This is a genomic window from Streptomyces sp. cg35, assembly GCF_050410835.1.
Lineage (GTDB): Bacteria > Actinomycetota > Actinomycetes > Streptomycetales > Streptomycetaceae > Streptomyces.
Map to the genome: position 1 here is coordinate 7,714,670 of NZ_CP191268.1, position 17,847 is coordinate 7,732,516.

The 17,847-nt window shown below is 72.6% G+C and carries 19 protein-coding genes; 5 read left to right on the plus strand and 14 right to left on the minus strand.

What is annotated here, in order from left to right:
- Positions 1-2: 2 nt before the first annotated feature.
- The 6 genes from ACQUQD_RS35640 to ACQUQD_RS35665 all read right to left on the minus strand — a co-directional run bounded on the left by ACQUQD_RS35640 (position 3) and on the right by ACQUQD_RS35665 (position 7,356).
- Complete coding sequence (locus tag ACQUQD_RS35640; RefSeq protein WP_428956322.1) at positions 3-1,016, minus strand: hemolysin family protein; 1,014 nt, start codon at positions 1,014-1,016, stop codon at positions 3-5.
- Positions 1,013-2,347 carry a hemolysin family protein gene (locus ACQUQD_RS35645; protein WP_428956323.1) on the minus strand — a complete coding sequence of 445 codons (1,335 nt, stop codon included), beginning with the start codon at positions 2,345-2,347 and terminating at the stop codon, positions 1,013-1,015. Before ACQUQD_RS35645 ends, ACQUQD_RS35640 begins: the two co-directional genes overlap by 4 nt.
- 185 nt (positions 2,348-2,532) lie before the next feature.
- Positions 2,533-2,961 (minus strand): GNAT family N-acetyltransferase, encoded by a 429-nt coding sequence (locus ACQUQD_RS35650; RefSeq protein WP_428956324.1) that lies wholly within the window; start codon positions 2,959-2,961, stop codon positions 2,533-2,535.
- 58 nt (positions 2,962-3,019) lie between these two features.
- The gene (locus ACQUQD_RS35655; protein WP_428956325.1) at positions 3,020-3,889 is read right to left on the minus strand and encodes a TIGR03621 family F420-dependent LLM class oxidoreductase; all 870 of its coding nucleotides are present in this window, start codon (positions 3,887-3,889) and stop codon (positions 3,020-3,022) included.
- A gap of 111 nt (positions 3,890-4,000) precedes the next feature.
- On the minus strand, positions 4,001-6,565 hold the full coding sequence (locus tag ACQUQD_RS35660; RefSeq protein WP_428956326.1) for an ABC transporter permease: 2,565 nt from the start codon (positions 6,563-6,565) through the stop codon (positions 4,001-4,003).
- 2 nt (positions 6,566-6,567) lie between these two features.
- Entirely contained in the window at positions 6,568-7,356 is a 789-nt protein-coding gene (locus ACQUQD_RS35665) for an ABC transporter ATP-binding protein (protein ID WP_428956327.1), read from the minus strand.
- A 104-nt stretch (positions 7,357-7,460) separates the two neighbouring features.
- Between ACQUQD_RS35665 and ACQUQD_RS35670 the strand changes: the two genes are divergently transcribed.
- Positions 7,461-7,697, plus strand: coding sequence for a toxin-antitoxin system HicB family antitoxin (locus ACQUQD_RS35670; RefSeq protein ID WP_428956328.1), 237 nt, complete (start codon positions 7,461-7,463; stop codon positions 7,695-7,697).
- Positions 7,698-7,747: 50 nt separating this feature from the next.
- Complete coding sequence (locus ACQUQD_RS35675; RefSeq protein WP_428957734.1) at positions 7,748-8,086, plus strand: fic family toxin-antitoxin system, toxin component; 339 nt, start codon at positions 7,748-7,750, stop codon at positions 8,084-8,086.
- A 3-nt stretch (positions 8,087-8,089) separates the two neighbouring features.
- Here the strand turns inward: ACQUQD_RS35675 and ACQUQD_RS35680 are convergent, their stop codons facing one another.
- From ACQUQD_RS35680 to bioB, 4 genes are all read right to left on the minus strand, one after another.
- Complete coding sequence (locus ACQUQD_RS35680) at positions 8,090-8,788, minus strand: class I SAM-dependent methyltransferase (protein WP_428956329.1); 699 nt, start codon at positions 8,786-8,788, stop codon at positions 8,090-8,092.
- Positions 8,789-8,919: 131 nt separating this feature from the next.
- Positions 8,920-9,663 (minus strand): dethiobiotin synthase, encoded by a 744-nt coding sequence (bioD, locus tag ACQUQD_RS35685; RefSeq protein WP_428956330.1) that lies wholly within the window; start codon positions 9,661-9,663, stop codon positions 8,920-8,922.
- Between the two features lie 5 nt (positions 9,664-9,668).
- The gene (locus ACQUQD_RS35690; protein ID WP_428956331.1) at positions 9,669-10,946 is read right to left on the minus strand and encodes an adenosylmethionine--8-amino-7-oxononanoate transaminase; all 1,278 of its coding nucleotides are present in this window, start codon (positions 10,944-10,946) and stop codon (positions 9,669-9,671) included.
- Positions 10,939-12,072 (minus strand): biotin synthase BioB, encoded by a 1,134-nt coding sequence (gene bioB, locus ACQUQD_RS35695; RefSeq protein ID WP_428956332.1) that lies wholly within the window; start codon positions 12,070-12,072, stop codon positions 10,939-10,941. The genes ACQUQD_RS35690 and bioB overlap by 8 nt, the downstream gene beginning before the upstream one ends.
- Before the next feature lie 143 nt (positions 12,073-12,215).
- On the opposite strand from bioB, the gene ACQUQD_RS35700 reads away from it, so the two are divergent.
- Positions 12,216-13,385, plus strand: coding sequence for an 8-amino-7-oxononanoate synthase (locus ACQUQD_RS35700; RefSeq protein ID WP_428956333.1), 1,170 nt, complete (start codon positions 12,216-12,218; stop codon positions 13,383-13,385).
- Here ACQUQD_RS35700 and ACQUQD_RS35705 read toward each other — a convergent pair.
- Complete coding sequence (locus tag ACQUQD_RS35705) at positions 13,369-13,602, minus strand: DUF397 domain-containing protein (RefSeq protein ID WP_428956334.1); 234 nt, start codon at positions 13,600-13,602, stop codon at positions 13,369-13,371. The two genes, ACQUQD_RS35700 and ACQUQD_RS35705, sit on opposite strands and share 17 nt — an antisense overlap.
- A gap of 59 nt (positions 13,603-13,661) precedes the next feature.
- Positions 13,662-14,513, minus strand: a complete 852-nt coding sequence (locus ACQUQD_RS35710) for a helix-turn-helix domain-containing protein (protein ID WP_428956335.1) — start codon at positions 14,511-14,513, stop codon at positions 13,662-13,664.
- A 284-nt stretch (positions 14,514-14,797) separates the two neighbouring features.
- Here ACQUQD_RS35710 and ACQUQD_RS35715 point away from each other — a divergent pair, with 284 nt between their 5' ends.
- Complete coding sequence (locus ACQUQD_RS35715; RefSeq protein WP_428956336.1) at positions 14,798-15,256, plus strand: ATP-binding protein; 459 nt, start codon at positions 14,798-14,800, stop codon at positions 15,254-15,256.
- 7 nt (positions 15,257-15,263) lie between these two features.
- Here the strand turns inward: ACQUQD_RS35715 and ACQUQD_RS35720 are convergent, their stop codons facing one another.
- On the minus strand, positions 15,264-16,184 hold the full coding sequence (locus ACQUQD_RS35720) for a LysR family transcriptional regulator (RefSeq protein WP_428956337.1): 921 nt from the start codon (positions 16,182-16,184) through the stop codon (positions 15,264-15,266).
- 112 nt (positions 16,185-16,296) lie between these two features.
- Between ACQUQD_RS35720 and ACQUQD_RS35725 the strand changes: the two genes are divergently transcribed.
- On the plus strand, positions 16,297-16,929 hold the full coding sequence (locus tag ACQUQD_RS35725; protein WP_428956338.1) for a LysE family translocator: 633 nt from the start codon (positions 16,297-16,299) through the stop codon (positions 16,927-16,929).
- 62 nt (positions 16,930-16,991) lie between these two features.
- Here the strand turns inward: ACQUQD_RS35725 and ACQUQD_RS35730 are convergent, their stop codons facing one another.
- The gene (locus tag ACQUQD_RS35730; RefSeq protein WP_428956339.1) at positions 16,992-17,465 is read right to left on the minus strand and encodes a C40 family peptidase; all 474 of its coding nucleotides are present in this window, start codon (positions 17,463-17,465) and stop codon (positions 16,992-16,994) included.
- Positions 17,466-17,847: the final 382 nt, after the last annotated feature.

Genomic DNA, 17,847 nt, shown 5'->3' on the forward strand with positions numbered 1-17,847 from the left:
CATCACACGTTCTGACCGAACAGCTCCCGCAGCACGTCCTCCATCGTCACCATGCCGGCGAGCCGGCCGTCCGCGCCGAGCACCGCCGCCACGTGCGTGCGGCTGCCGCGCATCGCGGTGAGCACGTCGTCGAGCGGTGTCGTCTCCCGCACGCGCGCGATGGACCGCATGTCCGGCACCCGGAACGGCAGATCGCGCGGCGCCGCGTCCAGCGCGTCCTTCACGTGCAGATAGCCGACGATGCGCCGCCCGCCGTCCACCACGGGGAACCGCGAGAACCCGGACTCGGCCGACAGCCGCTCCAACTGCTCGGGGGTGACGCCCACGCGCGCGTAGACGACCTTCTCCAGCGGCAGGACGACGTCCTTGATCGGGCGTCGGCCCAGCTCCAGCGCGTCGTGCAGTCGCTCCTGCGCCCGGTCGTCGATCAGGCCCGCCTCGGAGGAGTCCTTGACCATCCGGGCCAGCTCGTCGTCCGAGAACGTGGCCGCGACCTCGTCCTTGACCTCCACGCGCAACAGCTTGAGCAGCGTGTTCGCGAACGCGTTGACGGTGAAGATCACCGGACGCAGGGCCCGCGCCAGCGCCACCAGCGGCGGCCCCAGCAGCAGCGCCGAGCGCACCGGCTCGGCGAGCGCGATGTTCTTCGGCACCATCTCGCCCAGCAGCATGTGCAGATACGTCGCCACGGTCAGCGCGATCACGAACGAGATCGGGTGGACCAGCCCGTGCGGCACCCCGACCGCGTCGAACACCGGCTCCAGGAGGTGCGCGATGGCCGGCTCGGCGACGATGCCGAGCACGAGCGTGCACAGGGTGATGCCGAGCTGCGCTGCGGCGAGCAGCGCCGACACGTGCTGCAGGCCCCACAGGACGCTGCGCGCCCGCCGGTCGCCCTCCTCCGCGTGCGGCTCGATCTGGCTGCGGCGCACGGAGATCAGGGCGAACTCGGCGCCGACGAAGAAGGCGTTGACGACCAGTGTCGCCAGGCCGATCAGCAACTGGATCGCGGTCATCGGGCCTCCTCCTGCGGGGCGCTGTCGGGATGCGGCATGTGCAGCAGGACGCGGGCCGCGCGGTGTCCGTGCGCGTCCACGACGTCCAGCCGCCACCCGGCGACCTCGACGCTGTCGCCGACGTCAGGGATGCGGCCCAGCTCGGTCGCGACGAGTCCGGCCAGCGTCTCGTACGGCCCGTCGGGCACGCGCAGCCCGACGCGGGCGAGCTGGTCGGTGCGGGCGGCGCCGTCGGCCGAGTAGAGGGTGCGGCCCTCCTCGTCGGTGCCCGCGGACGCGATGTCGGGTGTCTCGTGCGGGTCGTGCTCGTCACGGACCTCGCCGACGACCTCCTCGACGATGTCCTCCAGGGTGGCGACACCGGCGGTGCCGCCGTACTCGTCGATGACGACGGCCATGGTGCGCTTGCCGGACAGCCGGTCGAGCAGCCGGTCCACGGTCAGCGACTCGGGGACCAGCAGCGGCTCGCGCAGCAGCTCGGCCACGCGCTTGCGGGACCGCTGCTCGGCGGGCACGGCGAGCACGTCCTTGATGTGCGCGACACCGACGACGGAGTCGAGGTTGCCGCGGTAGACGGGGAACCGGGACAGGCCCGTGGCCCGGGTCGCGTTCGCCACGTCCTCGCAGGTGGCCTGCACGTCGAGGGCCATGACCTGGACCCGTGGCGTCATCACGTTCTCGGCGGTCAGGTCCGCCAGGTTCAGGGTGCGGACGAACAGTTCGGCGGTGTCCGCCTCCAGCGCGCCCTCCTTCGCGGAGTGCCGGGCGAGCGCCATCAGCTCCTGCGGGCCGCGCGCGGAGGCCAGCTCCTCGGTCGGCTCGATCCCGAAACGGCGTACGAGACGGTTCGCCGTGTTGTTCAGGTGCGTGATGAACGGGCGGAACGCGGCGCTGAACCAGCGCTGCGGCGTGGCCACCCGCTTGGCGACGGCCAGCGGCGACGAGATCGCCCAGTTCTTCGGCACCAGCTCGCCGACGACCATCAGGAACACGGTCGACAGGGCGGTGCCCAGCACGAGCGCGACCGAGGTCGACGCCGACGACGGGATGCCGACCGCCTCGAGCGGACCGGCGATGAGCTTCGCGATGGACGGCTCGGCGAGCATGCCGACCACCAGATTGGTGACGGTGATGCCGAGCTGGGCGCCGGACAGCTGGAAGGTCAGGTTCCGTACGGCCTTGAGGGCGCCGGCGGCGCCGCGCTCACCGCGCTCGACCGCGCGTTCCAGATCGCCGCGCTGGACGGTGGTGAGCGAGAACTCCGCCGCGACGAAGGCGCCGCAGATCAGCGAGAGCAGCACTGCGACGGCGAGCAGGAGCACTTCGGTCATCGGGTCACCTCCGTCCCATGATCGGCCAGGGGCGGGAGGGGCGCGCGCTCTCGGGGACCGCGCAGGGGGACGGACCGGGTACTGGGAGGGTCGCCCATGGGCGGACGCTCACACCTTTCGCAGACGTTCGAATGACTGTCCCATGGTAAAGGATCAGCAAAGCAGGGTCGGCCGGGACGCCGCGCTCAGTCCTCGGCCAGCGGCTTCACCCAGCGGGTCCACTGCTGCTCCGGCGTGTAACCGGCGGCCTTCCACGCATGCTGCGCCCGCTCGTTGCGGTCCAGGACCATCGCGTCGCCCCGCCGCCCGCCGAGCGCCACGAACCGCTCCTCCGCGGCGGCCAGCAGCGCCCCGCCGATCCCCTGCCGACGGGCGTCCGGACGTACCGCCAGCCGGTACAGATGGCACCGCCAGCCGTCGAACCCGGCGATGACCGTGCCCACCAGCTCCCCGCCGCGCTCGGCGAGCAGCAGCGCCCGCGGGTCCCGCGCGACGAGGCGCTCCACGCCCGCTCGGTCGTCGCTGATGCTCGTGCCCTCGGCGGCCGTCTTCCAGAACGCCAGCACGGCGTCGAGGTCGGCGGGAGAGGCGGATCGGATACGGAGTTCGCTCATGGCCCCGATCCCATCACCGGCCTCACCCGGACAGCCGCACATTTCACATCGCGGACACTCACCGGCCCCGCAGCTCCGCGACGACCGTGCCCAGCGCTTCGAGGTACGGCTCCAGGACGGTGACGTACGAGAACCCGTACCGCTCGCGGTGCGCCAGGAGCCGCTCGACGATCTGCTCCCGGGTGCCGATGAGGGCGAGCGGCGACTCCAGCACGTCCCGCTCGGTCAGCTCCGGCATGCGCTCCAGCCAGGGGCGGGCGGCGGCGGAGGGATCGTCCGTCACGGCCACCAGCTGCACCAGGAGGTTCCGCTCGGCGGGCTCGGCCCGGTCCGCCGCGAACTTCCGGTACGCGGCGACCCTGCCGTCGAGCTCGGCGGCAGGCAGCGGCAGCAGGGCGCCGGGGTGCCCCGGGCGGGGCCGGGTCCCGGTGAACCCGACGATGTCCGCGTGCTCGGCGGCCAGGCGCAGCATGCGGTCGCCGTCGCCGCCGATCAGCAGCGGGGGCCGCGGCACCGGGCCCGACGGGTCCCACAGGCGCTCCAACTCCTCGACCGTGCGCAGCAGACGGTCCACCCGGCTGCCGGGAGTGCCCCACGCGACGCCGGCCCGCTCGAACTCCGCGCGGACGTATCCCGTGCCCAGGCCCAGTTCGAGACGGCCGTCCGTGAGGGCGGCCGTGGTCGCGACCTCGCGGGCGAGCAGCACCGGGTTCCAGAAGGCGCAGTTGAGCACGGACGTCCCGACGCGCGGCCGGGTCGTCGCCTGCGCCGCCGCGACGAGCGCCGGGAACGGCGCGGGGCTGTCCAGATGGTCCGGCACCAGGATCGTGTCGTAGCCGAGCTCCTCGGCCCTGCGGCACTTGGCGCGCCAGGCGTCCGCGTCGACAGCGGTCGACAGGGTGACGCCGAAGCGGAACGGTCGGGTCATCAACTCTCCTCGGTTCGCCGCCTGTTGTTCCTCCCAGGGGTAGCAGCGCGCGGGCCGTCGCGGGCCCGGGTCGGCTCTCGGCGAACCGCACCGGCCCACGGGCCCGGCCCGTCACTCGTGGGCGATCGCCGCCAGCACGTTCATCCGTGAGGCCCGCAGCGCGGGAAGCAGCGCCGCCGCGAGGCCCACGAGCACCGAACCGACCACCACCGCCACGATCGTCGGCCAGGGGATCGCCAGCGCCTCCATGCCCTCCAGGGCGAGAACCTGGTGCGCGGACACGCCCCACACCAGGCCGAGGGCGAGCCCGAGCACCGCGCCGAACACCGCGATGACCACCGACTCCAGGCGGATCATGCGCCGCAACTGCCGCCGCGCGAGCCCGATCGCCCGCAGCAGCCCGATCTCCCGGGTCCGCTCCACGACCGACAGCGCAAGGGTGTTGACGACGCCGAGGACCGCGATCACGATCGCCAGGCCGAGCAGCGCGTACACGAGATACAGCAGGACCGCGATCTGGTCGTGGACGAGCTTCTTGTAGTCGGCCAGGTCGCGCACCTGCACCTGCGGATACGGGTCGAGCGTCCGGTCCAGCCGGGTGCGCAGCGTGTCCGGCGAGGTGCCGGCCGCCGCGTTCACGTACACCGCCGAGTCCTGGCCGCCGGGCACGTACTTCTCCAGGGTGCCGAGCCCCATGAAGAAGCCGCCCTGCATGCCGAAGCCGCCGCCCTCCTGGTCGGTGAGGGCGCCCACGGTGAATTCGGCGCGCCGCCCGCCGGGCAGCTCCACCGGCAGCACACTGCCCACCCGCGCCCCGTGGTCGTCCGCGAACTCCTTCTGCAGTGCCACGTGTCGGGGCGCCAGGGCGGCCGCCGTGTCGCCCTGCGCGTACGTCACGTGCGCGACGTCGTCGAGCCGCGTCCCGTACCCGGCGGCCGTCGTCTTCACCCGCTCGCCGTCCGGCATGCGCACCGCGAGCGGGGTGAACCGCTGCCGCACCACCAGGCCGACCCCGTCGGTGGCCTCGATCTTCTCGGTGACCTCCTGCGGGAACGGCATGAAACTCGCGTTCTGCACGGTGAAGTCGGCGCCCAGCGTCCTGTCGATCTGCTCGTCGAACGACTTGCTCATCGAGGCACTCGCCACGGACATGCCCGCGACCAGCGCCAGCCCCACCATGAGGGCACCGGCCGTGGCACCGGTGCGGCGCGGGTTGCGCAGCGCGTTGCGCTGGCTCATCCGGCCGACCGACCCGAACACGGCGGGGAACGCGGCGCCCAGGACGCGGATGACGGGACGGACGAGCAGCGGCCCGGCGATCACCGTCGCCAGCAGCGTCAGCACGATCCCGAGCACGAGCAGCGACCCGGCCGTCCCGGTCCGCGTGGCGGCCGCGCAGCCGACGAGCGCGGCCGCACCCGCCGCGCCGACCACCAGGCCCACGAACGCGCGCACCTTCAGGGGCCGGCCCGCACCGGCGACCTCGGCGTCGGCGAGCGCCGCCATGGGGGAGACGCGGGCCGCCCGCCGCGACGGCAGATACGCGGCCACGAAGGTGACCCCGACGCCGACCGCGAACGAGGCGACGGGTGTGCCCCAACCCACCACCATCTCCGTGGACTTGAGGTTCATCCCGAAGGCGCCCATCAGTTTGATGAGGCCCGCGGCGAGTCCGATCCCCACCCCGAGGCCGACGGCGGAACTGACCAGCCCCAGCAGCACGGCCTCCGTCAGCACCGAACGCCGCACCTGCCTCCGGTCGGCGCCGAGCGCCCGCAGCAGCCCCAACTCCCGTGTCCGCTGGGCGATCAGCATCGAGAACGTGTTGACGATGAGGAAGACGCCCACGAGGACGGCGATGCCCGCGAATCCCAGCATCACGTACTTGATGATGTCGAGGAAGCCGCCCAGATCCTCGGCCGCCGACTTCGCGTCCTCGTCCGCCGTCTCCAACTCGTACGTATTGCCCAGCTGTTGGGCGACCCTCCGCTTGAGCTGTGCGTCGCTCACGCCCGCCGCCGCGTCGAGCGAGATGCTCGTCGCCCGGCCGGGACCGCCGAGCAAGCGGCGCTGTGCGGTGTCCGTGTTCAGGAACACGAGGGCCGCGCCCGGATTCGTGGTGCGGAACGTCGCGATGCCGACGATCTCGACCTTGAACGACCCGGGGCGCGCCATGACGGTGAGCGTGTCCCCGATGCGTACATGCTTCTTGTCGGCGGTGTCCGCGTCGAGCAGGGCCTCGCGGTCGCCGCGCGGCGCGTGCCCCGACGTCAGCCGGACCGGACTGCGGTCGGTGGGCTCCCAGTTGGTGGCGATGGTGGGGGCGCCGGTGGTCGGGCCGACCGAGTCGCCCCGCCGGTCGACGACCGTGATGTTCTCCACCCCGGCGTCGAGGTGGGTGGCGGCGACCCCGTCCACCTCCTTGAGCCGGTCGGCCAGGGAGGCGGGCAGCGTACGCACCGCCCCGGACGGCACCGCCTCACCGAGGTCGTCCTCCTTCGGGCTCACCCGCACGTCCGCCGACGTCGAGGCGAACAGCCGGTCGAAGGTGCGGGCCACCGTGTCCGAGAAGATCAGGCTGCCCGCGACGAACGCCACCGACAGGACCACGGCCAGCGCCGACAGCACCAGGCGTCCCTTGTGCGCGAAGAAGCTCCGCAGCGTCGCCCTCAGCACGGCTACTGCCCGGGGCCGTGCTGCTCGGCCACCGCGCCGCGGACGACGTCGAACCGCTTCATGCGCTCCAGGACGGCCTCCGGCGTCGGCTCGTGCATCTCGTCGACGAGGCGTCCGTCGCCGAGGAAGAGCACCAGGTCGGCATGGGCGGCCGCGCCCGGGTCGTGCGTCACCATCACCACGGTCTGCCCGAGATCGTCGACCGCCTCGCGCAGGAACCCGAGCACCTCCAGGCCCGCCCGTGAGTCCAGGTTCCCCGTCGGCTCGTCGGCGAAGATCAGCTCCGGCCGGGCCGCGAGGGCCCGCGCGCACGCCACCCGCTGCTGCTGCCCGCCGGACAGCTGCGCGGGCCGGTGCTTCAGCCGGTCCCGCAGCCCGAGCGTGTCGATGACCTGCTCCAGCCACGCGCGGTCCGGGGACCTGCCCGCGATGTCCATCGGCAACGTGATGTTCTCCGCGGCGGTCAGCGTCGGAATGAGGTTGAAGGACTGGAACATGAACCCGATGCGGTCGCGCCGCAGCCGCGTCAGCTCCCGCTCCTTCAGACCGGTGATCTCCGTGCCGCCCAGCCACACCTGGCCCGCCGACACGGTGTCCAGACCGGCCAGGCAGTGCATCAGCGTGGACTTGCCCGAGCCCGAAGGACCCATCACCGCCGTGAAGCGGCCCCGCGCGATGTCCACGTCCACCGCGTCCAGCGCGAGCACCTGCGTCTCACCGGAGCCGTACGCCTTCGTCAGGCCCCTGGCCCGCGCGGCGGCCACATCCCGGACCACATCCGCATCCCCCACCCCAACTCCCTTGCATAGAAAGCTAGTTGCGCATCAGGTCGGTACGAGGATAGCCCGCACCAGTGGTCTTGCGGGTGCTAGCGCAACGACGCTAGCGTGAGGGCATGGCGAAGACCCAGCTGAACGTGCGGGTGGACGAGGGCACCGCCCGCGCCGCCCGGGAGCGCGCGCTCGCCCGCGGCATGAGCGTCAACCGGTACATCGAGGAGCTGGTCCGACGGGACGCCGGCGAGACCGGCCGGACCTTCGTCGACGCCGCCGCCGACTTCATGAGGCAGTACGAGTCCGTGTTCGCCGAGGAGTTCGGCGCGGACCGCGAAGGCCGGCGCCGTCCCGCTTGAGTGAACCGCGCGACCCCGCGCCCCTCGGTATCGATCTCGCCTGGCTGCTCATGATCGCGGAGCAGAAGACCCCGGGCGACCCCCAGGTCACCGACTGGGGCGCCCTCGTCGCGGCCGTCGCCCGGCACGACGCGCGGATCTTCGACGTGCCCGTCTACGAGACCCCGCACGCCCGCGCCGCGGCGCTGCTCCAACTCCTCATCCACATACCGGCGCTGGAGCGATCGAACGCCATGTTCGCCTCCGCCGTCGCCTACGCCTATCTGGTCGCCGGCGGCCTCGACGTGGCCACCTCGCCGGAGCAGGTCCGCGAACTGGCCCGCCTGGTCAAGGACGGCGGCGCGAGCGTCCAGGACATCGAGAAGGAACTGCGCAAGTGGAGCCGGTGACCGCTACGGGGCGTCGCCCTCGGGCCGCCTGGCCGTCCCGAGGACGCAGTACGACGTCGGCAGCCGCGGACCCCGCTCCGGCATCAACAGCTCGCGGTACGCGCCCAGTTCGAACCCGGCGTCCCGCAGCGCGCCCAGCGTGTCCCGGCCCACGTGGCACCCGCCGAACACCCGGGGCCACACCGTCCGGTCCAGCGCCCGCTGCACGCCCCGCATACCGCGCTTCGGCGCCCGTACGTGCTCGAAGAACCGCACCTCGCCACCCGGCCGCACCACCCTGCGCACCTCGGCGAGCGCCCGCGCCACGTCGCGCACGCTGCACAGCACGATGGACAGCACGACCGCGTCGTAGCCCTCGCTCTTCACCGGCAGCGCCTCCGCCGCCCCCGGCACCACGTCCACCGGCACCTGCGCGTGCTGCGCCGCCTCGACCGCCAACTGGCGCAGGATCCGCTCCGGCTCGATGGCGACGACCTCGGAGACGGTGCCCGGGTAGTACGCGAAGTTCAGCCCGTTGCCCGCGCCGACCTCGATGACCCGCCCCGACAACCCGCCGAGCAGCTCGGTGCGCACCGGCCCCATCGTCGGCTCGGCGCGCTCGCTGACGCGGGCGTAGTAGCGCGCGAACACGGGATGGCGCACCACGTCACGCGATGCCCGTCGCACCGCATTGCTACCGAGAGGCGGATTCCGGTCCACCATGGGACCCTCCTAGGCCGGGCCGACTGGTTACGCCGATTGTTCCCCCGAGGGCCCAGAATGAACGGTTCTGCCAGGCCCGGGACCGGACCCGTGCCCGCCCCCGCCCCACGCGTACGGCCTGCTCCCCGGTGTCACCCGAATCGCCGCGCGAACCCCGCCCCGTCCCAGCTCCCGCCCAGCTCGGGCCCGAGCCACCGCGCGGCCCGCTCCCGGAACGCGGCGCCCGCCAGCGCCCCGGCCCCGGCCGGCACCGCCCCCACCAGCGCGGCCCCCGCGACCCCGGGCAGGTCACCCACATTGCACCGCTCCGCAAGGCCCGGCTCCCGCGGCCAGCTCCCGATGACGACCCCCGCCTGGGCGAGGCCCCGCGCGCGCAACGCCTCGGCCGTCAACTGCGTGGAGTTCAACGTCCCGAGCCCCGCCTGCGCCACCACGAGCACCGGCGCGCCGAGCAGCCGCGCCGCGTCCGCCAGCGTCGCCCCCTCCTCGTCGAAGTGGACCAGCAGCCCACCGGCCCCCTCGACCAGCACCAGGTCGTGCGAGGCCGCCAACTTCAGCGCCGCCTCCGCGACCTGGCCGGGCCGCACCGGAGCGAGCCCCGCCCGCGCCGCCGCCGTGCCCGGTGCCAGCGGCTCCGGAAACCGCGCCAGCTCCACCGGCGTCACCGCCGGCCCCGCCAGCCGCACCACCTCGTCGACATCCCCGGGCTCACCCGGCGCGAGGCCGGTCTGCGCCGGCTTGAGCACCGCCACCGACCGTCCGGCGGCCACCGCCACCGCGGCCACCGCGGCCGTCGTCACCGTCTTGCCGATCTCGGTCCCGGTCCCCGTGACCACCAGCACCGTCGAACGCGTCGCCCCGCTCGCCCCACTCATCCCGCTCATCCCTCCCGCGCGGCCGCGCACACCGCGCGCCCGATCCGTGCCAGGTCCTCGTCATCGGTGACGTACGGCGGCATCGTGTAGACGAGGTCGCGGAACGGCCGCAGCCACACACCCTCCGCGACCGCCGCCCGCGTCGCCGCCCGCATGTCCACCTCGTGGTCCAGCTGGACGACCCCGATGGCGCCGAACACCCGCACCTCACGAACTCCGGGCATATCCACGGCAGCTGACAGAGCGTCACGCAGCCCGGTCTCGATCCGCTTGACCTCCGCCCGCCAGTCCTGGCCGAGCAGCAGATCGATCGACGCGCAGGCCACCGCCGCGGCCAGCGGATTGCCCATGAACGTCGGCCCGTGCGCGAGCACCGGCACCTCGCCCCGCGAGATCCCGTCGGCCACCCGCGCCGTGCACAGCGTCGCCGCCAGCGTCAGATAGCCGCCCGTCAGCGCCTTGCCGACACACATCACATCCGGCGTCACCGCCGCGTGTCCGGCCGCGAACAGCGCGCCCGTCCGTCCGAACCCGGTGGCGATCTCGTCGAACACGAGCAGCACGTCGTGCGCGTCGCACGCCTCCCGCAGCACCCGCAGATACGCGGGGGAGTGGAACCGCATCCCACCCGCACCCTGCACCACGGGCTCCACGACGACGGCGGCCAGCTCGTGCGCGTGCCGCCCGACCATCTCCCGCAGATGCTCCGCGTACGACTCCTCGTACGCGCTCGGCGGCGCGTCCGCGAAGACCTGCCGCGGCAGCACCCCCGACCACAGTCCGTGCATCCCGCCCTCCGGGTCGCACACGGACATCGGCTGCCAGGTGTCGCCGTGGTACCCGCCGCGCCAGGTCAGCATCCGGTGCTTCTCGGGCCGGCCGAGCGAGCGCCAGTACTGCAGGCACATCTTGAGGGCTACCTCCACCGACACCGAGCCGGAGTCGGCGAGGAACACATGCTCCAGACCGTCCGGCGACATGTCGACAAGGCGCTTCGCGAGCCGGACGGCGGGCTCGTGCGTGAGCCCGCCGAACATCACATGGCTCATCCGCTCCAACTGGCCGCGCGCCGCCTCGTCGAGGACGGGGTGACGGTAGCCGTGGATCGCGGACCACCACGACGACATGCCGTCCACCAGCTCGCCGTGCCCGGCGATGCGCAGCCGCACCCCGGCCGCCGACTCGACGACCAGAGGCTCCTGCCGGCCCGGCATGGGACCGTACGGATGCCAGACGTGCTGCCGGTCGAGCGCCAGCAGCTCGTCGATGCGCGGGTCAGGCATTGGGCGCGACATCCGTCCCCGCGCCCCGGCGGCGTACCGCCACCAGATCGGTGCGCGCCTCGGGCACCTCCGCCGCGGGGGTGTCCCCGGAGTCGGAGGCGCACACCGAACCGCATCCGCCGCCCCGGTGCTCCGGCAGCGTCACCTGGTCGGCGCCCTCCACCTCGAACCCGGCGTCCGCGATCATCTCCAGGTCCGCCTTGCCCGCCTGGCCCTCGCTGGTCAGGTAGTCGCCCAGGAAGATGGAGTTGGCGATGTGCAGGGCCAGCGGCTGCATCGAGCGCAGGTGCACCTCGCGCCCGCCCGCGATCCGCACCTCCACGTCCGGGCAGACGAAGCGGACCATGGCCAGAATCCGCAGGCAGCGCTGCGGCGTCAGGTTCCACTCCTTGGCCAGCGGGGTCCCCTCGAAGGGGATCAGGAAGTTCACCGGTACCGAGTCCGGGTCCAGCTCCCGCAGCCCGAACACCACGTCGACCAGGTCCTCGTCGCTCTCGCCCATGCCCGCGATCAGGCCGGAACAGGCCGAGAGCCCGGCCGCGTGCGCCTTCTGTACGGTGTCGACCCGGTCCGCATACGTGTGCGTCGTCGTGATGTCGCCGTACGTGGCCTCGGACGTGTTCAGGTTGTGGTTGTACGCGTCCGCGCCCGCCCCGCGCAGCCGTTCCGCCTGCCCGTCGGAGAGCAGGCCCAGACAGGCGCACACCTCCACGTCCTCGTTCTCGGACTTGATCGCGTCGATCGTCCGCGCCACGCGGTCCACGTCCTTGTCCGTGGGGCCGCGCCCGCTCGCCACCAGGCAGACGCGCTTGGCGCCGCCCGCGACACCGGCGGCCGCCGCCTTGGAGGCCTCGTCGGGCTTGAGCCACGTGTACTTGAGGATCTCCGCCTTGGAGCCGAGGCGCTGCGAACAGTACGAGCAGTCCTCGGGGCACAGCCCCGACTTGAGGTTCACCAGGTAGTTCAGCTTCACCCGGCGTCCGAACCACGTGCGGCGCACCTTGCCGGCCGCCGCGACCACGTCGAGCAGCTCGTCGTCCGACGTCGCCAGCACGGCGAGCGCCTCTTCACGGCTCGGCAGCTCGCGCCGAAGCCCCTTGTCCACCAGCGTGTTCAGCAGGTCCATGGCGCCTGATCCTTGCCTATCGGGACACCCCCGCGAAAGGAGACTTCGTACAAAGGACCGCGTTCGACGTGTGGGTATTGCCACACCCTGACCTTGTAGCGGCAGGGCTAGGGTCTGTGCGTTACCTACAAACAGAGGGAGTCATGGCCACTGCCCCCGTCCGTGCGTTCGGCTGGCTCGACGAGCAGCGCCGTGCCCGTGAGGCCGCCGGCCTCGTGCGCACGCTGCGTCCCCGCCCGGCCGACTCCCCGCTGCTGGACCTCGCGAGCAACGACTACCTGGGCCTGGCCCGTCACCCCGAGGTCGTCGAGGGCGCCGTCGAGGCCGCGCGCCGCTGGGGCGGCGGGGCGACCGGCTCCCGGCTGGTGACCGGCAGCACCGAGCTGCACGCCCGGCTGGAGCGCGAACTCGCCGAGTTCTGCGGATTCGAGGCCGCGCTCGTGCTGTCCTCCGGCTACGCGGCGAATCTCGCCGCCGTCACGGCGCTCGCCCCGCACGGCTCGCTGATCGTGTCCGACGCGGCCAACCACGCCTCTCTCATCGACGGCTGCCGACTGGCCCGCGGCGCCACCCAGGTCGTGCCGCACGCCGACCCGGCCGCCGTCCGCAAGGCCCTGGGCGCCCACGACGGACCGGCCGTTGTCGTCTCCGACACGGTCTTCTCCGTCGACGGGGACCGTGCGCCGCTCGGTGAACTCGCGGCGTTCTGCCGGGAGTTCGGGGCCGGACTGCTCGTCGACGACGCGCACGGCCTCGGTGTGCTGGGGACCGGCGGGCGGGGCGCGCCGTACGCGGCGGGCCTGGCGGGCGCGGCGGACACCGTCGCCACCGTCACCCTCTCCAAGTCCTTCGGCAGCCAGGGCGGCGCGGTCCTGGGCCCGGCGCACGTCATCGAGCATCTGGTGAACGCGGCCCGTACGTTCATCTTCGACACCGGGCTCGCCCCCGCCGCGGCCGGGGCCGCGCTGGCCGCGCTGCGTCTGCTGCGCCACGAACCGGCGCGCGCCGACCGGGCCCGTGAGGTCGCGACGACCCTGCATCAGCTGCTCACCGCGGCCGGGCTGGCTGCCGTCCGCCCGGACGCGGCGGTGGTCTCCGTGCGCGCGCCTTCACCCGAGGAGGCGGTGCGCTGGGCCGCGGAATGCCGTACGGCGGGTCTTTCGGTGGGCTGTTTCCGCCCGCCGTCCGTACCCGACGGCATTTCGCGGCTGCGACTGACCGCCCGCGCCGACCTCACCGACGTGCAACTCGGCGAGGCCGTGGGGGTGATCAGCCGCACGGCTCCCTACGGCGCTTTCACCGAAGGGAGTTGACGAACCCCTTCCATGCGGAGGACGTGAACAGCAGGGCGGGCCCCGCGGTGTTCTTGGAGTCACGGACGGCCATCAGTCCGGCCGTGGGCCCCGAGGCCAGGGGGGCCGTCTCGACGCAGTTGTTCGCGCCGGTGCTGCGGCTGCTGCGCCGCCACCGGGCGCCGCTGAGCGTCGAGCTGGAGGGAACGGAAGGAACATGCCGAGGCAGTGCAAACATGGTGCCCCCTTACGCAGTGCCGGCCCGGGGCGAGGTGTCGGCGTCCTCGTCCCGCTCGGTTATCCGGCGATCTGTGCGATGAATTCCAACGAGTCCTCGGGTGAAAGCGCACGGAGCGAAAGAGTGTCGAAGGCATCGGTGTACGCCTTGAGGTCTTCTCTCCGCTCGAGGTAGAGGCTACTCGTCAGATGGTCGAGAACAACCACATCCAGATCAGACGTGTTCGGAAATGAGAAGACAACGAAAGGGCCGGTGAGGCCGATGTGGCCACCGGCGGAGAAGGGAAGCACCTGAATCCGGACATGCGGCATCTGGGCCGCCTCGACCAGATGCGCCACCTGCCGTCGCAGGACTCCGGATCCGCCCACCTCGCGCCGCAACACCCCTTCGTCGAGCACCGCGGTCAGTTCCAGCGGCGGCTGCGCCCGCAACACCTCCTGCCGCGCGAGCCGCACCTCCACCAGCGCCTCGATGTGCCGGTCCGGCATACCCGCCAGCACCGAGCGAGTCACCGCGCGCGCGTACTCGTGCGTCTGCAACAGCCCGGGCACCACACTCGTCTCCAGCGTCCGGATCCGGCACGCCTGCGACTCCAGGCTGATGAAGTCGCGGTAGGACGGCGGCAACAGCCCCCGGTAGGCGTGCCACCAATGGTGCCCGCCCGCATCCTCCGCCCCCGCCAACGCAACCACGAGTTCCCGCAGCCGGGGGTCCGTTGTCTCGAACGCGTCGAGCAGGAGCAGCACGTCCGACGCCTTCACGCCGCTGCGTCCTGTCTCGATCCGGCTCACCTTCGACTGGTGCCAGCCGACCAACCGGGCCGCCTCGCCACTGGTCAGTCCGGCCCCGACGCGCAGCGCGCGCAGTTCGGCACCGAGCTTGCGACGGCGGACCGCGGGACCGTATTTCATGCCGACTCCTCACGCTCCTCGGGCCGCGCGGCCGGACTCCTTCCTGGCCCCGTGCGGCGTGGCTCCTGAGGAGACGGTAGAGGAACCGGCGTGCGCTCGCCCAAATACGGTCTACCGTCGCAGAGTTCACCGCTTCGAGCGACAGATATATGCATATCTTGAGGGATCGGCACCACGGAAGGGCATCCAAGTGGCAGTCTGGCGCGAAGAGCAGTCGGGGGCCGCACGCCAGCGAACCGCCAGAGTCGGGCGCGCGACCCCGGTGGGAAAGGGACGACGTCGCCATGGCAGACCACCAGGAAGCATCCGTCACGCTGCCGAGCGATCCTGCCTCGGTGCCAGCGGCCCGCAAGTACGTCAGCAATGTACTGGCGGAATGGGGCATGCCGGGTGACACCGAAGCGGCCGACACCGTGCGCCTGATCGTCTCGGAGCTCGCGACCAACGCGGTGCAGCACACGCTCGGCCAGTCGCCCACCTTCACCGTCGACGTGGAGCTCGAACGCGACGAGCGCCTGCGCATCGGCGTCACCGACAGCCACCCGCGCTACCCCAAGCGACTGCCCGCCGCCGTGCAGCAGGACAACGGGCGCGGCATGGTCATCATCCGCTGTCTCACCGCGGAGTGCGGCGGAAGACTCTCGGTGGCGCCCACCCCGGAGGGCGGCAAGACCGTATGGATCGCCCTGCCCTGGATCACCAGGGTCAACGGCGCCAACAACCGCCCCGCATCCGCCTGCTGACGAAGTCTCAGCTCCCGGACCGGGCGAACGCACCGCGCAGCAGCGCTCGGAATCCGTCCACTGCCGGGTTCGTCTCGTCCGCCCGGTGCACCACCGACACGGTCCGCCGCAGATCTCCCGGCTCCAGCAGCCTGACCCCGAGCGGCGTCGCGGACATCCGCGCGACCATCTCCGGCACCACGGCCACTCCGAGCCCCGCGCTCACCAGCGCGCACACCAGCGCGTAACTCGGCGTCTCCACCAGCACCGACGGCGTCGCCCCGGCCCGGGCGAGCGCCGCCTCCGCCCCCTGACGCGGCGGATACGTCGGCGCCATGCTGATCAGCGGCTGCCCCGCCAGCTCGGCCAGCGGCAGCCGCGTCGTCCCCGCCGTCCCGGCCGTCAGCGCCTGCCCCGGCGCCGTCACGAGCACCAGCTCCTCGACGAGAACGGTCTCCTGGGCCACGGACGACGGCACCGCGACCGGCTCGGCCGGCGCATAGGCGTGCGTGAGCGCCACATCCACGGCGCCGGCCGCCACCGCCGCGATCCCCGACGGCGGTTCGTACCCGGCGACCGTCAGCTCCACATCCGGATGCGCCCGGCGGAACGCGGTCAGCGCCGGCGGCAGCAGATGCATGCCCGCCGTCGTGAACGTACCGAGCCGGAGCCGGCCGCCCGACAGACCCGCGAGCCGGGCCAGTTCGTGCCGCGCCCGCTCCATCTCGTCGAGCACCCGCCGCGCCGTCTCCACCAGTACCTCGCCCGCACCCGTGAGCCGGGCGCCCCGGTGGTGCCGCACGAGCAGGGCCGCCCCCGCCTCCCGCTCCAGCTTCGCGAGCTGCTGCGACAGCGCGGGGACCGTGTACCCGAGGCGCTGCGCGGCCCGGGTGATCGAACCGGCCTCGGAGACCGCCACCAGCGCGGTCAGCCGCGTCGGGTCGTACATCGACCGCCTCCGGAGCCGTACGGGAGCACAGGGAAGCCTTAAGCAGTGCTTCAGGCAGCCCCAGAATATTGCACATACCTGCCTAAGGCCCGGCTCGGGCAGGCTGGCGCTCATGGACGCTCAACTTGTCGCCTTCACGGGCGTCGCCGCGGGCATGGTGACGCTCCCCGGCGCGGACTTCACCGTTGTCGTACGCAATTCCCTGGTCTCGCGGCGCGCCGGAGTCGCCTGCGCGCTCGGGGTGGCCGGCGGTCTGCTCGTCCACACCGCGCTCGCCGTCGCCGGGGTCGCCGCCGTCCTGACCGCCGTACCGGCGCTGTTCCGCGCACTGCAACTCGTGGGCGGCGTCTACGTCCTCCACCTGGGCCTGCGGACGCTGCGATCGGCGCTGCGCCCGCTCGGTGAGCGGAGCGAGGCGGGGGCCGACGCGGAGCGGGGGCCGGCGGGCGGGGCACTGCGGCAGGGCTTCCTGACCAACACGCTCAATCCGAAAGCGCCGATCACGTTCCTGAGCGTGCTGCCGCAGTTCGTGCCCGCAGGCAGCCCGGCGCTGCCGCGCACGGCCGTCCTCTCGGCGATCGTCGTGGCCCTGGCGCTGCTGTGGTTCCCGGTCGTTGCCCTGCTCGTGGACCGGCTCGGCCGGTGGCTGCGCAGGCCGCGGACGGCGCGCGCGGCGGAGGCGGTCACCGGCAGCGCGCTGGTGATCCTCGCGCTGGTCCTCCTGGGGGAGCCGCTGTTCGCGTGAGGGGCCGGCTGCGGACGGGCCTGGCGCCCGGTCCGTCCGCACCCGGCTGCTGCGCGGCGGGGTCAGCGCACCCGGCCGTACCAGACGCTCTTCGTCCAGATCTTCTGCAGCCGCACCACGTCCCCGGTCTTCGGGGAGTGCCAGATCCGTCCCTTCCCGGCGTAGATGCCGACGTGGTAGACGCTCCGGCCGGAGTGGAAGAAGACCAGGTCGCCCGACCTGCGGCCGGACGCGGAGACGTGGCGGGTCTTGTTGTACTGCTGCGCGGCGGTACGGGGCAGCTTCTTGCCCGCCCGCTTGAACGAGTAGAGCGTCAGGCCCGAGCAGTCGAACCGATGCGGGCCCGTGGCGCCCCACCTGTACGGCGATCCCTTCTTCGAGGCCGCGACCCTGAGTGCCTTGGTCGAGGCCGCGGCCGCCGACGCCTCGGACGCGGCGCCGGGGACCATGAGTCCGGCTCCGGCGACGGCGAGGGTGAGGACCGATGCGGTACCGGCCCGGGTCAGCAGCGAGGGAACACGATTGAGCGCGGTCATGCGCAACCCTTCGTCAGCCGCCTGTGAAGGATGACCTGTCGGGTTCGGGCAGGCGAAGATGCCCGGCCGCGGGTTGCGGCTTCACCCCAAGGGCCCCTCGGGCGCCACCTCCGTCGAGGTGGGCCGGCGGCCCGTCGTGCCTGGGTCCTCCACTCCTGCCGATGCACTTCTGTCGACCTGGCATCCGCACGGCGGCAGGACTCGGCGTCCGCACGGACCGCCCCGCCGCGGCGGCGGGGGCTTGTCGTCGGAAGGGATCTTCACGCACCCGTGTCGCCGAAGCCGAGCTGAACCGGCGGTAAGTGAGGCTCCTCACCCTTGGCCCGTTCAGGTGGACAGTGCGGCTTTCGGACCGGGTCCGAGACGCCCGACGACGCCTGTA